The sequence below is a fragment of the Halalkalibaculum sp. DA3122 genome (assembly GCF_043951865.1).
Lineage (GTDB): Bacteria > Bacteroidota > Rhodothermia > Balneolales > Balneolaceae > JAMQKA01.
Window position 1 is genome coordinate 93975 of the sequence record NZ_JBINJF010000014.1, and the last position, 16671, is coordinate 110645.

The following is a 16671-nucleotide window of genomic DNA, read 5'->3' on the forward strand; positions in this document are numbered from 1 at the left end:
CCAGCGGAAGCATCGAATGCAGCAACAGCTACTGACAGACAGATCGACAGCGTGTTACCACTGCGGGGAGGCCTGTGGATCTGATGCGGTTGCCGTTGATGAAAAGTCGTTCTGTTGCGAAGGCTGCAAGATGGTGTACCAGATTCTGGATGAAAACGAGATGGAAACCTACTACTGCCTGCAGGAGCAGCCGGGCATCTCGCTGAACGGGAAACAACGGTCCGGGCGGTTTGAGTACCTGGAAGATGAGGCACTGTTGGACGAAATTGTTGACTTCCGGGATGGCGCAAAAACCTCGGTTCGTCTTTATATCCCGGGAATTCACTGCACATCCTGCGTATGGCTGCTGGAAAATATCTACAAGCTGGATAATGGCATAACTCAGAGCAGTGTCAACTTCCTGAAACGGGAACTGAGCCTCACCTTTAATCATCAGCAGACCAGCCTGCGCACTATTTCAGAGCTGCTCCACTCCATCGGGTATGAACCGGAATTTCGGCTGGACCAGGTTGAAAATAAGAAACGGTCCACCCCCGATCGGCGGCTGTGGCTCAAGATGGGGGTGGCCGGTTTTGCATTCGGCAACATCATGCTGTTCAGTTTCCCGGATTACCTGGCCGGTAGCGCCACCGACCTGGACAGTCACGGTTACTTCGCTGTCTTTTTTGGGATTCTGAACATTGCCCTCGGTCTGCCCGTGTTGCTTTACAGCAGCAGCGACTACCTGAAGTCGGCCTGGACGGCGTTGCGGCAGGGCGGTATCAACCTGGATGTGCCGATCTCCATCGGCATCCTGGCGCTGTTTGGCCGCAGCGTATATGAAATCATGACCGGTATCGGTACGGGATACATGGACTCTTTTACCGGCCTTGTTTTCTTCCTTCTGATCGGGCGCATGATCCAGAAAAAAACCTACGAGCGGCTGGCGTTCGATCGAGATTACAAATCATACCTGCCGCTTTCAGTGACCATCCTGGGTCAGAACGGGATAGAACGCTCCACCTCCATCCACAAAATTGGCGAAGGTGTTCGCATGCTGATCCGCAACCAGGAGCTTGTTCCGGCCGATGCCACTCTGCTTTCTGAGCAGTGCTTTGTGGATTACAGTTTTATCACCGGCGAATCGGAACCAGTTAAAATTGAACAGGGCGAGACCATCTATGCCGGCGGACGCATCGTGGGCAAATCTGCGCTGATGACCGCCACCAGTGAGGTTTCCAACAGCTACCTGACCAAACTATGGAATGACGCTGCATTTGATTCGGCTTCGACAAGAGGTAATGTGAGCTCGCTGGCCGATCGCATCAGTCCCCATTTTACGCTTTCAGTGCTAACTATTGCCATGGTGGCCGGACTGATGTGGCTGCCGGAGGGGGCCGGTCAGGGCATTAACGTGTTCACGGCCGTGCTGATCATCGCCTGCCCCTGTGCGCTTGCGCTCTCTACCCCGTTTACGCTGGGTTCCGCACTCAATATCTTTTCCCGCAACGGGCTCTACATCAAGGGCATAGAGGTCATAGAAAATCTATCCAAAATTACGGATGTAGTATTCGATAAAACAGGAACCTTGACAAAATCTGACCAGGCCGATGTTTCGTTTGAGGGCGGTAAGCTGACCGAAGAGGAATACCGGATGGTCAAATCGGTCTGCAAGCAGTCGGTACACCCGCTGAGCCGTAAAATCGTGGGCTGGCTGGAGTCGATGCCGCTCAAAGTGGTTAATGAGTTTGAGGAAGTTATTAACAAGGGCCTTAAAGCCACCGTGGATGGGAAAAAGCTGGTTATCGGATCTGCAGAATTTGTAACCGAAGAAACCGGTCTGGGCATGATGAATCAGGATCTATCTGCCAAATACGCCTCCCGGGTCCATGTAGCCATTGACGGGGAGTGGAAAGGCTGGTTCGAAATGAGAAGCCATTATCGTCCGGGCGTTGCCACGCTGCTTGATGATCTCAGAAAGCGCTTCGGCATCTTCCTGGTCTCCGGCGATAACGACCGGCAGAAAGCGGAGCTAGAGAGTTATTTCAGTAACAATTCACTGCTTTTCAACCGGAAGCCGCAGGATAAACTCGATTTCATCAAAAATCTGCAGAACGAAGGCAGGAACATCCTGATGATCGCCGATGGTCTGAACGACGCCGGGGCCCTTCAGCAGAGCAACTTCGGGATTGCGCTGACCGACAATCTCAGTTCTTTTACCCCGGCCTGTGATGCCATCCTGGATGGTGATGCGATCTCCTCGATGAATCGCTTCATCCATTTTGCGCAGAAGAGTATTCGCATCATTCTCTGGAGCTTTGGTCTGTCGCTGATCTACAATGTTGTGGGACTCAGTTTTGCCGTAACAGGACACCTCTCACCCCTGGTGGCGGCGGTCCTGATGCCGCTGAGTTCCATCAGCATCATGGTATTTACGAGCGTAACAACCCTTTTAACAGCAAAAAAGATGGGGCTGGCCACATGGAAGTAATTTTTATGCTCATAGGATTCAGCCTGCTGGTAGCCCTGATTTTCCTGGGACTATTTTTCTGGGCCGTGCGGTCCGGGCAGTTTGACGACCCTCACACCCCGTCGATAAGGATTCTTTTTGACAACACAACGAAATCCAATAAAAAACAATCATCAACCCATAAACAAGATCAAGATTAATGGCTGTAGAAACATTTAAGTACGATAACGAGATCGTCCGGAAGTTCGGGATAGCCACCATCTTCTGGGGAATCATCGGGTTCCTGGTCGGTCTGACGATAGCCCTGAAGCTGATCTGGCCGGGTTTTCTGGGCCTGATCCCGGAACTCTCCTACGGGCGACTCCGACCGCTCCACACCAACGCGGTGATCTTTGCGTTTGCGGGTAACGCCATTTTTTACGGTGTGTATTACTCGCTTCCCCGGCTCTGCAAGGCCCCGATGTGGAGCAACCTGCTCAGTAAAATCAACTTCTGGGGATGGCAGGCGATCATTCTATCCGCGGTAATAACCCTGCCGATGGGCTTTAATACCAGCAAGGAGTACGCCGAGCTGGAGTGGCCGATCGATATTGCCATCACTGTTATATGGGTCATATTCGGCATCAACATGCTGATGACGATCTGGAAGCGTCGCGAAAAGCACCTGTATGTCGCGATCTGGTTTTATATCGCCACGTTTGTGACGGTGGCGGTGCTGCACGTGGTGAACTCTATTGAGATCCCCGCCACCCTCCTGAAAAGCTACCCGGTGTACGCAGGAGTGCAGGATGCGCTGGTGCAGTGGTGGTACGGGCACAACGCGGTGGCCTTCTTCCTGACGACGCCGTTCCTCGGCATCATGTACTACTTTATCCCGAAAGCGGCCAACCGACCGATCTTTTCCTACCGGCTGTCGATTGTGCACTTCTGGTCACTGATCTTTATCTACATCTGGGCGGGTCCGCACCACCTGCTCTACACGGCGCTGCCGGGATGGGCGCAGGCGCTCGGAACCGTCTTTAGCCTCATGCTTATCGCGCCATCCTGGGGTGGCATGTTGAATGGATTGTTAACACTGCGGGGGGCGTGGGATCGCGTTCGGGAAGACCCGGTGCTGAAATTTCTCGTGGTTGGAGTGACCGCCTACGGGATGGCCACCTTTGAGGGCCCGATGCTCTCTATCGGAAACGTGAACGCCGTGGCACACTACAGCGACTATATTATCGGTCACGTACACCTGGGCGCCCTGCTCTGGAACGGCGGACTGACCTTTGCGATGCTCTACTATATTACGCCCAGGATTTATGAGACCGACCTCTATTCCACGAAGCTGGCCAACGTTCACTTCTGGTTCGCCACGCTTGGGGCGATCTTCTACGTCATCCCGATGTACTGGGGCGGCATCACCCAAAGCCTGATGTGGAAAGAGTTCACCGCGGAAGGCGTGTTGCAGTATCCCAATTTCCTGGAGACGGTTCAGCAAATCATCCCGATGTACGCCTTGCGTGCGGTCGGGGGTACACTCTTTATTACCGGTGCCATCATCTCGGTGTATAATCTGTGGAAAACCGCCGCTTCCGGACAGTTTGTCGCCGCCGAAGAGGACGAGGCCCAGCCCATTGCCGATCCTTCGGCCAACGCCAAAGAAACCTGGCACCGGCGCCTGGAAAGTCGCCCGATTCAGCTTACCGCGCTGACATTGGTCGTAATCCTGATCGGGGGCATTGTGGAGTATGTCCCGACTGCCCTGATCGATTCCAATGTGCCGACTATCTCCAGCGTAAAACCGTATACGCCGCTTGAGGTGGAGGGCCGCGATATCTACATCGCCGAGGGCTGCAACAACTGTCACTCGCAGATGATCCGCCCGTTCCGTTCCGAAACGGAGCGGTATGGCGAGTACTCCAAGGCGGGTGAATTTGTCTATGATCATCCCTTCCTGTGGGGCTCCAAGCGCACCGGTCCCGATCTGCACCGGGTCGGGGGGAAATATCCTGATTCCTGGCACTTGCGGCACATGTACGATCCTGAATCCACTTCCCCGGGCTCCATTATGCCTGCGTATCCCTGGATGTTTTCCCAGCAAATGGATATGGAGTCGATCGGCAACCGGATTTCAGCTCTCAGGTCGGTGGGCGTTCCCTATGCCGAGGGATATGAGGAGCAGGCCCTGGCTGATATGAAGGCCCAGGCAGAAGAGATTACCCAGGAACTGCACCAGGCCGGGTTCAAGGAGGTGGACGGCATTGAGATCACGTCCGACAAGCAGATAATCGCGATGATCGCCTACCTGCAGCGGCTGGGAGTCGATATCAAGGGCGATAACAACCCGTTTGAGGGACTCCCGTCCAGCAAGGTGATCGGAACCGCCGAACTGGAACAACGACCGGAAAGCGAGTAGCCAATGCGGGATAAAGGCCCGGCAATAATCCAGATGCGGTCAAAGAGTTCCACCCTGGAGATGGAGAACAGGGGGAGGATCGGAGCTGTTCGCGTTCGGTCAGGAAGAGACCAAAATCCAGGATTTGACGTGACATTGGTACGAAATCAACTTGTGAACATAAATTGAATATCTGGCTGGGATGCTCAGTGTCACAGCTGGCCAAAAGCAATACAACATCATGTATAAAGAAGTTCTCAGATCTATAGAGGGTATCGGTATCTTTCCCAGTATTTCGCTGGTGATTTTTTTCGGTTTTTTTACCTGGCTGGTAATCTGTCTGCTGAGGAAGGGAAACAGCCACTGGGAGGATGCCGCCCGTCTGCCTCTGGAAACCGACGAAGAAATTGAAACCCAATATCAAAAAGGATCATGAAAGTATTTGACGACGAAAAGGATAAGTTGCTGGATCACGAGTATGACGGAATTCGTGAGCTCGACAATCATATGCCGGTTTGGTGGCTCTGGTTGTTTTATTTCACCATTGCGTTTGGGGTGGGCTACCTGCTCTACTACCAGGTGCTCGGGTGGGGCCCCACCCAGCACGAGGAATACCAGCAGGAGGTAGCGGCGGCTGAAGCCCGATTCGGAACTCCTGAAGAGGAGGGCGATCCGGTTGAGGAGTTTTCCTGGACCATCAGTACCGATCAGGAGGATATCGCCGCGGGAAAGGCACTGTTTGATAATCCCGGTCAGCTCTGTTTTACCTGCCACGGCAACCAGGGGCAGGGCATGGTGGGGCCCAACCTGACGGACGAGTACTGGATGCACGGCTGTACGCCCAGGGATATCGCCGCGAGTATTATTAACGGATACCCCGATATGGGAATGTTGCCATACGGCAGCGGCACGAAGCTGAGCAACGAGCAGGTGCAGCACCTGGTCAGCTACATCGCCTCATTGCAGGGGACCGACCCCCCGGACGCGAAAGAGGCGGATATGAGCCGCACCCAGCCGTGCCAGGAAGGTCCGCTGAGCTCAGGTTCGTAATTAGGGCTCGACTAAATCTCCCCTTAAGGGGAGATGATAGATTTGAGTTATTCCTCAAATATATCTGAGGGGTGTCGGAAGCTTCATGCATGATACCTGACACCTCCCGCCGAAATTCCGAAAACACACGGAATTTCGGCACCCTCCTGAAGGAGGGATTTGAAAGCGCCTTGTTTGCTTAGCAGTTTCTTATATCGAACTGAGGTTATTTCACATAATGAAAATGATCTGTAGCTAACATTTGGATATTATTCGAAACGGCTGCGAAATTTGATCATGTGATGAGTTGAAGTTAAAATAGTGCAAACAGGCCTAGTGAATAATCCGGATTAATAGAGTCTTTGCTGCCACATTAGAATAAGTAGCGAGATCACAATTTACAGTACTTCAAAAGAAGCAGATGGCACGATCAGATGACATACGCAACAGCCGGGAATCCTTCCGGGATCACCTGTCTACCGTCGATGAAGAGGGCAGGCGAAACTGGATTTTTCCCAAAAAACCGAGCGGTCGGTATTACAAGGCTCGGAATGTCGTTGCCGTAATATTGCTGCTGTTCTTCTTTTCGGCCCCGTTTATCACGGTTAACGGGCAGCCGCTGCTGTTGCTGAATATCCTGGAGCGCAAATTTGTGTTTTTTGGGGTGGCGTTCTGGCCGCAGGACCTACACCTGCTGGTGTTCGGGGCGCTTTCCATTGTGATATTCATTGTGCTGTTTACCGCGGTTTTTGGAAGGTTGTGGTGTGGATGGGCCTGCCCGCAGACCATCTTTATGGAGATGGTGTTCCGGCGAATAGAGTACTGGATTGAGGGCGACCGTGGTGCGCAAATCCGGCTGGACAGGGCGCCCTGGAACTGGACTAAAATCTGGAAAAAGACGCTTAAGCACGGGATTTTCTTTGGTTTGGCCTTTATCATATCAAATCTTTTTCTGGCCTACATCATCGGGGTGGATGAACTGTATGTCATTGTCACTGATCCGCCTTCAGAGCATATCGCCGGGCTTTCAGCGATGATCATCTTCAGCGGCGTGTTTTACGGGGTGTTTGCATTTCTACGGGAGCAGGTCTGTCACTTTATTTGCCCATATGGGCGTATGCAGTCGGTATTGCTGGACAACAATTCCATCAACGTAATGTACGATTACGTGCGCGGCGAACCCCGGGGCAAAGTGTCGGAGCGCGACGACATTGGCCGGAAAGCGACGCTCGGGGATCTCGGGCTCAGCCCCACCAGCTACGGAGATTGTATAGACTGCAAGCAATGCGTGCGCGTGTGTCCGATGGGAATTGACATCCGCAACGGCACCCAGCTGGAGTGCGTGCACTGCACCGCCTGCATCGATGCCTGCGACGAGGTAATGGACAAGATCGACAAGCCGCGCGGGCTTATTCGATATTCTTCTGAAGAAGCGATAAAAGAGGGCAAGAGCAGGATTCTTACGCCCCGCGTGGCGGGATACAGCGGCATACTGGTGGTGTTGCTGGGTATTTTTGTTACTCTGCTTAGTATGCGTCCGGATACTGAAACCAGCATTCTGCGCCAGCCGGGTACGCTCTACCAGGAGCTGCCAAACAACCGGTACAGCAACATTTATGAAATCAGGGCGATCAACAAAACCTTTGAGGAGATCGACTACGAGGTGCGCCTGCGTCAGCCGGAGGGAGAGCTCTCGGAGCTGGGAGATATCAGCGCTATTCCGGCCCAGGGTTCTGCGCAGGGTCGGCTGTTGGTCACGCTTGACGGGAACCAGCTGAATGCGGCATCGACAGAACTGGTGTTCGATGTCTATGCAAACGGTGAAAAGGTGGAAACGGTTACTTCAGGATTTATCGGACCAGGTTCGGAAGGGAATCAGGAATGAAAAATGAAGAATTAAGAATTAGAAATGATTTTAAATAGCGTGGCCTTGGTATTCGTGAACCGCCCGGAGTAAATGAAGCAAAGGCGCGATTTAGTTATCTGTTACTGGTTATTAGTTGGCGAGTATTGACGACTAATAACTAATTCCTAATAACCGATAACTAAATTAACAGACGGTGACTTAATACGCAGTGAGCCTTATAAGTGATATCGGAAATCTATAATCGATGCTTCACAATATGGTACGAGCGGGACGCTCGCACCAGTTCAAAGGAAATCTGTAATTGAAAATTGGAATATGAGCCAGCAACCTGGTAACAATCAACAAAAAGTCTTCTGGAACTGGGGCAAAGGCCTTGCGGTCGTCATCGCCCTGTTTGTGATTACGACCCTCGGCGTGGTGTTTTACCTGGTGAGTCTGGACTACTACATGGTCAGTGAAAACCATTACGAGCAGGCGGCCAAATACCAGCAGCAGATTGATCGTATCGAACACGCGCGGTCTCTTGAAAATTCTGTCAGGATCAGCCAGACGGAATCGCGGGAGATACACATTCAATTTCCCGCGGCACAGCTATCGCTGAAACCCAAAGGTACAATCCGACTTTACCGGCCCAGCAATTCCAGCCTCGATCACTCAGTTAGCTTGTCGCTTGACGCGGATGGTAAACAGCTGATTTCGACCCGAAGCCTTGCAAAAGGGAAGTGGTTGGTTCAGGTTACGTGGCAGTCGGGGGAGAAAGAATATTTCGAGGAAGAATCCATTTTTCTTTAGTATTTAACGGATCAAAAGATACCGACCGCATGTTTTCAATAACCTCTGCGGAGAACAAAACCGAAGTGAGACTAACCTTCAACCCGTAATATAAAACAAAGCCCTGCATGGAACTGTGGACCGCCTTCACGATCGGCCTGTTTGGGAGTTTCCACTGTGTGGGGATGTGTGGGCCCATTGCAATGGCACTGCCCGGTTCCGGGGCAGGGATGGCCGCCGAACTGACCCGGAAAGGGATCTACAACCTCGGGCGGATTCTTACCTACAGCCTGCTCGGGGGCGTAGTCGGGGGAGCGGGGCGGGCCGTTTCTCTTGCCGGTCTGCAGCGACCGCTCTCCGTTTTTCTTGGCATGCTGATTATCGCAGGCGCCTTTCTTCCCGTGATCTCTTCCGCCGGAATACAGCGCATCAAGCCTGTTCAGCGGTTTTTCGACTGGCTTCGGCAAAAGCTTAAACAGCAGATGAGCCGGCGTGGAAACAGTACGATGCTGGTGACAGGAATTCTCAACGGGTTGCTGCCCTGCGGGTTTGTGTATGTCGGGTTGGCGTCCTCGCTTACCACGGAGTCGGTTATCGGCGGAATGAGCTATATGGCGCTGTTCGGCCTCGGTACCTTCCCCGCGATGATGCTGATGGCGATGGCTCCAAATTTGATCAGCCTGAGGCTGCGCCGGCGTATCAACCACGTATTGCCCTGGCTGGCGGTGGCCCTGGGCGGGTACCTTGTTTTTCGCGGCTTGGCGATGGGAGGAGTTTGACCTGTTTGCCGGAAAGCAGCCAAGCCCGGTGTTATGCACAGGGCTGTGCCGGGAATTGTCCCAAGGGCCCATTAGCAAACACGGGATGGATAAAATTGTCTTTTTAAAAATTAACTAATACTTTATAATCAAAGTAACCGGTTAATTAGTGATAGGGTTCGACTGCTGCAAGGTGGTCGGGCGGGTTGTTGGGAACCGGTAACGGATCGATGGCCGGGGGTCATGGCTATCGGATGGAAGGCACAAAACCGGTATTTATTGGGATGATAAAGGGCTGTGGTATTATGCACTCCTCTTTTGTATTCCTGAAACACTCCGGCTTGTATTGGTAGATTCATAAAAGGTTTTGGGATCAGAGGGTTGTATCCTCAGCCGAATGTTTCGGCGTGCAGAGTATACAGCCTTAACGGAAGGTTTAAACAACACATAGTTAATAATCAAATGACGGGATATTCATATGTCACAAAAAAAGTTTACACGTAAGGATTTCTTAAAAAGTACAACCGGAGCTGTTGCCGGGTCCATGCTTGCCACCCCGGCGGGGGCGTTTTCGAAAAGTCCTCAAAATCCGCAAACCCAGAAAAAACGGATCGCCCTGGTAGGTACGGGAATCCGGGGTATCACGTTCTGGGGGCGGACCATTCGGGAACGGTACGGCGATATCATCGAATTTGTCGGCCTGTGTGATATCAACCCGGGTCGCCTGGAGTATGGTAAAGGTTTTATCGGGGCCGACTGCCCTACCTTTACCGATTTTGATGAGATGATGGATACGGTAAACCCGGATATGCTGATCGTCACAACGGTGGATGCCACGCACCACCAGTTTATCATCGGGGCCCTTGAGCGGGATATAGACGTGCTTACAGAAAAACCGATGACCACGGACGAAATTAAATGCCAGCGCGTGCTGGATGCCGAGGCCAATTCTGAAGCCGAGGTCATCGTGGGCTTCAACTACCGGTACAGTCCGCATCACACCAAGCTAAAGGAGATGCTGGTGAACCGGCGGGTCGGCAAACTCACATCCGTCGATTTTCACTGGTACCTGAATGTCTATCACGGGGCCTCCTATTTCCGTCGCTGGCACGGAGAAGAATCCAGTGGGGGAACACTGCTGGTACACAAGGCCACGCACCATTTCGACCTGCTGAACTGGTGGCTCGACTCCGATCCCGTTGAGGTGTACGCCGAGGGGGCGCTGGAGCACTATGGAAGCAATCATCCGTTCCGTGGGAACAAGTGTCGAACCTGTCCTCATAAAGACAAGTGCCGATTTTACTGGGATATTACCCAGAACGACACCTACATGGACCTGTATGTGGATAATGAGCACCACGACGGCTATATCCGGGACAACTGTCTCTGGAGGCACGAAATCGATATATACGACAAGATGTCTGTCCAGGTTGAGTATGCAAATAACGTTCAGGTGAACTACTCGCTTACCACGTATTCACCGTATGAAGGTATGAAGATCGCTTTCAACGGATTTGACGGCCGGATTGATGCATGGCACGGCATCCCGTGGAGAGAACAGGAAAAAGTGAGCCAGGCCGAGCTGCACAGCCAGGAGATGTCCCAGGACGAGATGGACGAGGCAACTGACTATGAAGAGATCATGGTGATGGATAACTTCAGCAGCAAGCATGAGCAGATCAAGGTGTTCCAGGAGAGTGGCGGGCACGGCGGTGGAGATATTCGCCTGCAGAACCAGATTTTCCGTAACACCGATATGGATGACCCCCTGGGTCACTCTGCCGGCAGCCGGGATGGCGCCATGTCAATACTGGTGGGCATTGCAGCTCGCAAGAGTATTGAATCCGGCAAACCGGTTCGCATAGATGATTTAACGTCGCTCACGCCGCATCCAACCCGCGGAGCCTGAGCGAATCACTGACACATGTTGGATACATCCGTTCGAGGCATTGCACAGGCTCATTGCAATGCCTCGACTTTTTACAGGGAACTTTGCAGAACCTTCTGCTTTGCAGGGGCCCAACGATCTCGCAGGCGGAACTGCAGCGCCCTCACAATGACGAGTCGAGGGTTTTGCAAAGAGCTCATATTTACACAGGGAAAATGACACGGCGGTGAATTCCGGACCTGGAATCACGTCAATGTATGTTTTGAAGGCAGCGATTTTACAAAGATAAAAACTGTAACTGTATTAATATTAAAAAAATACCTTTTTTAAAGAGCGTTGAAGAGCTCAACGGGGAGAGCTTGGATCTGCATTAAAAAGGTAAAACAGGCGGACTTTCTTTTATTTGGCGTTATTAATCTTAAGATAATAACCAATGAAAAATGTACGGTTAAAAGACATCGCAAAAAAACTGGATCTCACCAAGGTGAGTGTCTCTAAAGCGCTGCGCGATCATCCGGATATATCTGAAGAAACCAGGAAAAAAGTAAAAGAGATGGCAGACAAGATGGGGTATCGCCCGAATCTTGTGGCACGTTCGCTGACTTCTCAAAAGACCAATACCATTGGTGTTATCGTCCCCAAAATTGCCCATACCTTTTTTTCCTCGGTCATCCAGGGGATTTACCAGGCGGCCCTGCGGACAAAGTACGAGGTGATCCTGGGAATCTCCATGGAGGATCCCGAGCTGGAGAAAAAACATATAGAGTCGATGCTTAATATGCGGGTGGAAGGGCTCTTGGTTTCCATATCTGAGCGAACAAAAGATATGAAAACGTTCGAAATGGTACATGATATGGGGGTGCACCTGGTATTTTATGATCGCGGATTTATTAGTGACAACTTTAGCTATATAAAAGTGGAAGATCGGGGCGGGGCACGCAGAGGTGTTTTGCACCTGATCGAACGGGGATATAAAAAAATTGCACATCTTTCGGGAATTCTTGAAGTGGATAACGGGCAGGATCGCAATATTGCGAAAATTGGCCAGGAGCGGTACCTGGGATACCGGGATGCCATGGAGGAGGCCGGTTTGGAATTCGATGAGAATGCGGTTGTAGAAGGGGCATATGGCGAGAAGGATGGCTACGCCGCGATGGGTCGGCTGCTGGAGCAGTACGGCAAGCCGGAGGCCCTTTTTTGTGTCACCTACCCGGTCGGTATCGGAGCCCTTCGGTATATGCAGGATCACGGCATCGATTCCGGAGAATTTCCTATTCTTACCTTTGGCGGAAGCGAGTATAATCAATATTTGGCGCACCCGTTTATCTGTATTGATCAACCTTCGTTTGGACTCGGTGAAAGCGCGTTTAAACGGCTGGTTTCGGAGATCGGTGCAGAAGAAGAGATCAAGCCGGAAGTCATTACACTGCCGGCCGATAAAATTATTGGATAAGCTGCCGTGGAAGAATGGTGATGAGCGACCGGGGATGAATAGTATACCGAAGACAGCGACCATTCTTTCTTTTTGAACGAGCCTCTCAGAATTTATCGAGAATATTTTAATTTGTAACATCTGATATATCAGGTTAAGCTTTTGTAGTGACTACCAGAAAAGCCCCCCGGATTTGAAGATTGCCATATCAAATATTGAAAGAATATGCTTGATCTATTGAGAAACAAAAGACTGCGTTCTCTGCGATATATAATCGGAGTGCTAGTTGCCGGTTTACTGGTTGCCGGCTGCAATCGTTCCGAAGAACTACAGTGGCAGCAGGAGGACGGCTACCGTTGGGCGGAGCCTGCCACCGGTTTTTTTGAGAGTGGAGAGGTCGGGTTTACTGAACTCGCTTCCTCTGAAACGAATATCACTTTTTCAAACGATATAACTGAACAGGAGCTTTCGGACAACCGCCACTACCTGAATGGATCCGGAGTCGCCGCGGGAGATGTGGACGGCGACGGGCGGGTCGATCTCTACTTTGCGGGACTGAAAAACCCGAACAAGCTGTACAAAAACCGGGGAAACATGCAGTTTGAGGATGTGACTGAAGCCGCCGGTGTTGCCCACGAAGACCACTACTCCACGGGTGCCGTTTTTGCAGATGTCAACGGCGACTCGCACCTGGACCTGCTGGTGACCTCTATCTATAAGGATATTGCGCTCTACATCAATGACGGGGATGGCAATTTCACGCTCGAAGAAAACAGCGGGTTGGGCCCGGGGCAGGGCAGCACCACCATGACCCTGGCCGATATTGACGGCGACGGGGACCTGGATCTCTACGTGGCAAAATACAAGGAGAAATCGGTCAAGGATATCTACACAACCGAAGAGCTTGATTGGAATACCATCCTGAATGAACCGTATAATGAGCAGCAGCAAACCGGTCCCTATACCCTGGTCCCCCCCTTTGATGAGCATTACGAGATCTTTATGGATGAAGAGAACCGCCTGGCGGGCCTGGCGGAAACCGGGCAGGAAGATGACCTCTATCTAAACCAGGGAGGAACCTTTGAGGAGGTTGCCGATACGCGCCCGGTGTTCCTGGATGAGGAGGGAGCTCCCTACGGCCTGCAGCCCGACTGGGGACTAACGGCCAAGTTCCAGGACCTGAACGGGGACGGCTTGCCAGACCTGTATGTCTGCAACGACTTTTTTACCAAAGACCGGGTATGGATAAACCAGGGAGAGGGTGTATTCCAGGCGATATCCCGCAACGCCATCCGCAATTTGAGCTTCGCCTGCATGGGCGTCGATATGGCCGATATCAACCGCGACGGGGAGCTCGATATTTTCACGGCCGAGATGCTCAGCTCTGAACACAGCGAGCGGCTGCGCCAGGTGGGCTCCGACGATCCCAATCCCGATGACTACAGAAACACGGAAGCACGCCCCACCAACAATCGAAACTCGCTGTACCTGAAACGGGAGGATGAAACCTATGCGGAAATCTCGTACCTAAGTGGAGTGGAGGCCACCGGCTGGTCGTGGGATGCCACTTTTTTGGATATAGATCTGGACGGCTATGAGGATCTGATCGTTAATAACGGGTACCTCTATCATATCCTGGATATGGATGCACAGATCGGGATGATGCGGAAAGGCCGGAATATGGATGAGCATTTTACCGAATTCATGCAGGGGGCCCCGGACCTGGAGCTGCAGAACAGGATTCTGATGAATAACGGCGACCTTACGTTTCGGGACCAGAGCACGGATCTCGGATTTGTGGGAGCGGATATTTCCCACGGCATGGCCGTGGCTGATCTCGATAATGACGGGGCGCTCGACCTCGTCATGAACCGCATGAACGAGGAGGCGGGCGTATATCAAAATAATACGACACGACCGCGTATTGCGGTCCGATTAATCGGGGAAGCCCCCAATACCCAGGCTATAGGAGCAAAAGTAAAGCTGGAGGGGGGACCGGTCGTTCAGCAGAAAGAGATCTCCTCGGGAGGAGACTACCTTTCAGGATCAGATCCGTTGGTGGTGTTTGCGGCCGACCCTGAAAATACCGATCACCGCCTGACGATTACCTGGCCGGATGGCACAGTAAGTCGTATTGACGATATACATCCCGACCGGATATATGAGATTGAGGAATCCGCGAGTGAGCGCGTTAAACCAGGAAGAACCGACCCTGAAGCTGCTCCACCATTATTTGAGGATGTTTCCAGCCGGATTGGTCACCGCCACCACGAAAATGATTTCCAGGATTTTCAGCTGCAGCCGCTGCTGCCGATCGGCATGAGCAAGCTGGGGCCCGGTATTTCGTGGATCGATATCGACGGGGACCGGGACGATGAGCTGCTGATAAGTTCGGGTCAGGGAGGGGAAACCGCTGTATATGATAATACCGGTGACGCCGCGTTTCGTCAGTTGACGGTTAATGAGTTGAGCAGCACAGCGCCCGGCGACCAGACCGCTGTTGTGGGGTGGGAAGGGGAGCACGGCGTACGGCTTTTTACCGGGAGCGCAAACTACGAGCAGGGCAAGCTCCGGGTGCCGTCGGCGTACCAGTACCAGGTCAACGGGTTGACGGATGTCCGCCGGGATTCCCTGCCTGACAATATCTCTACCACCGGCCCGCTGGCTGCGGCCGACTACGACAACGATGGGCAGGTGGACCTCTTTGTGGGGGGACGCTTCGTCCCCGGACACTACCCGATGGATGCCCCTTCCCGGTTGTACCGGAACGAGCAGGGTACAATGGTTCTGGATAGACAGAATTCCCGAACCCTGCAGGAGGCGGGACTGGTAACGGGGGCTGTCTTTACCGACATCGACCGCGATGGAGACCAGGACCTGGTGCTGAGCCGGGGATGGGATTCCCTGCTGCTCCTGGAAAACCAAAACGGTGTCTTCACTGATGCCACGGAACGGTATGGGCTCGACGAATACAAGGGCTGGTGGCACGGCATTGCCACGGGAGATTTTAACAACGACGGCAAGCCCGACCTGGTTGCCACGAACCGGGGACTCAACAGTTCGTACCAGCTGGAGATGGGCAAGCCGCTCCGGCTCTATTTCAGTGATTTTAACGGCGACCAGTGGGTGGAAATAATTGAGAGTTATGCTTCAGCGGAAGGGGAGTACGTACCCAGAAAACGGCTCTTTAACTACGGGTCGGTTCCGGCCATCGCCAATCGCATCCGAAGCCACGAGCAGTTTGCCAACACGACGTTGAGAGAACTTTTCGGGTCCCGGCTTCAAAATATCCCCTACAAAGAAATTAATACCCTGCAGCATACCCTTTTTCTCAGTTCAGAGAACGGGTTTGAAGCCCACCCGCTCCCGATGGAAGCCCAGTTCAGCGTGGCTTTTCACGCAGGAGTGGCCGACATGGACAACGACGGAAACGAAGATCTCTTTTTGAGCCAAAACTTTTTCGCGTTTCCCCGGCAGGTACCGCGGCAGGATGCGGGAAGGGGACTGTGGCTCAAAGGTGACGGAGAGGGTGGCCTGCTACCGGTCCCGGGAAGTCGCTCCGGCATCAGGATTTATGGGGAGCAGCGCGGCGCGGCATTCAGTGATTTCAACCGCGACGGCCGGGTGGACCTGGCCGTATCCCAAAACAGTTATGACACCAGGCTCTACGTGAACCAGACCGAAAACAGGGGGTATCGAGTCAGCCTGGAAGGCCCCCCGGAAAACCGGGATGGTATCGGTTCCGGCATTCGGCTGGTCTACGCGGGACGGGAAACCAGGGGACCGCTGCGAGAAATACAGGCGGGTTCCGGCTACTGGTCGCAAAACAGCGTGACCCAGGTGATGGGAGCCGAAGCGGAGGCGGAACAGATCGAAATCCACTGGTACGACGGCCGTATCCAGACTGTGAACATTGAAGATGGAAAATGGGACTATATCATCTCATATCCCGCTGACAACTGATTGCGCGCTGGTTCAGCAAATAAAACATTGGTTCCAAAACACTGTTGTCCGGGGAAAATAGTAAGAAAATAAAAAAGCGGAGTCGCATTTGACCCCGCCTTGCGGTAGTTTTTGGAAGCACCACCAACCAAACA

At 52.6% G+C, this 16671-nt stretch carries 11 protein-coding genes; all 11 read left to right on the top strand.

Features of this window, described 5'->3' with window-relative positions:
- Positions 1 to 16: 16 nt before the first annotated feature.
- A complete protein-coding gene (locus ACG2F4_RS11035) occupies positions 17 to 2470 on the top strand; it encodes a heavy metal translocating P-type ATPase (protein WP_395260702.1) in 2454 nt (817 codons plus the stop codon).
- Entirely contained in the window at positions 2461 to 2649 is a 189-nt protein-coding gene (ccoS, locus tag ACG2F4_RS11040) for a cbb3-type cytochrome oxidase assembly protein CcoS (protein WP_395260704.1), read from the top strand. Before ACG2F4_RS11035 ends, ccoS begins: the two co-directional genes overlap by 10 nt.
- Positions 2649 to 4850, top strand: coding sequence for a cytochrome-c oxidase, cbb3-type subunit I (gene ccoN / locus ACG2F4_RS11045; RefSeq protein ID WP_395260705.1), 2202 nt, complete (start codon positions 2649 to 2651; stop codon positions 4848 to 4850). The genes ccoS and ccoN overlap by 1 nt, the downstream gene beginning before the upstream one ends.
- Positions 4851 to 5070: 220 nt before the next feature.
- On the top strand, positions 5071 to 5265 hold the full coding sequence (locus tag ACG2F4_RS11050; RefSeq protein WP_395260706.1) for a cbb3-type cytochrome c oxidase subunit 3: 195 nt from the start codon (positions 5071 to 5073) through the stop codon (positions 5263 to 5265).
- Positions 5262 to 5879, top strand: a complete 618-nt coding sequence (locus ACG2F4_RS11055) for a cbb3-type cytochrome c oxidase N-terminal domain-containing protein (protein WP_395260708.1) — start codon at positions 5262 to 5264, stop codon at positions 5877 to 5879. The genes ACG2F4_RS11050 and ACG2F4_RS11055 overlap by 4 nt, the downstream gene beginning before the upstream one ends.
- Before the next feature lie 400 nt (positions 5880 to 6279).
- Entirely contained in the window at positions 6280 to 7743 is a 1464-nt protein-coding gene (gene ccoG, locus ACG2F4_RS11060; RefSeq protein WP_395260710.1) for a cytochrome c oxidase accessory protein CcoG, read from the top strand.
- A gap of 297 nt (positions 7744 to 8040) precedes the next feature.
- On the top strand, positions 8041 to 8517 hold the full coding sequence (locus tag ACG2F4_RS11065) for a FixH family protein (protein WP_395260712.1): 477 nt from the start codon (positions 8041 to 8043) through the stop codon (positions 8515 to 8517).
- Positions 8518 to 8624: 107 nt separating this feature from the next.
- Positions 8625 to 9275, top strand: a complete 651-nt coding sequence (locus tag ACG2F4_RS11070) for a sulfite exporter TauE/SafE family protein (RefSeq protein WP_395260714.1) — start codon at positions 8625 to 8627, stop codon at positions 9273 to 9275.
- 457 nt (positions 9276 to 9732) lie between these two features.
- Positions 9733 to 11163, top strand: coding sequence for a Gfo/Idh/MocA family oxidoreductase (locus ACG2F4_RS11075; protein WP_395260715.1), 1431 nt, complete (start codon positions 9733 to 9735; stop codon positions 11161 to 11163).
- 412 nt (positions 11164 to 11575) lie between these two features.
- Positions 11576 to 12595, top strand: coding sequence for a LacI family DNA-binding transcriptional regulator (locus ACG2F4_RS11080; RefSeq protein ID WP_395260717.1), 1020 nt, complete (start codon positions 11576 to 11578; stop codon positions 12593 to 12595).
- Positions 12596 to 12853: 258 nt separating this feature from the next.
- Positions 12854 to 16537 carry an FG-GAP-like repeat-containing protein gene (locus ACG2F4_RS11085; RefSeq protein ID WP_395260718.1) on the top strand — a complete coding sequence of 1228 codons (3684 nt, stop codon included), beginning with the start codon at positions 12854 to 12856 and terminating at the stop codon, positions 16535 to 16537.
- Positions 16538 to 16671 lie beyond the last annotated feature (134 nt).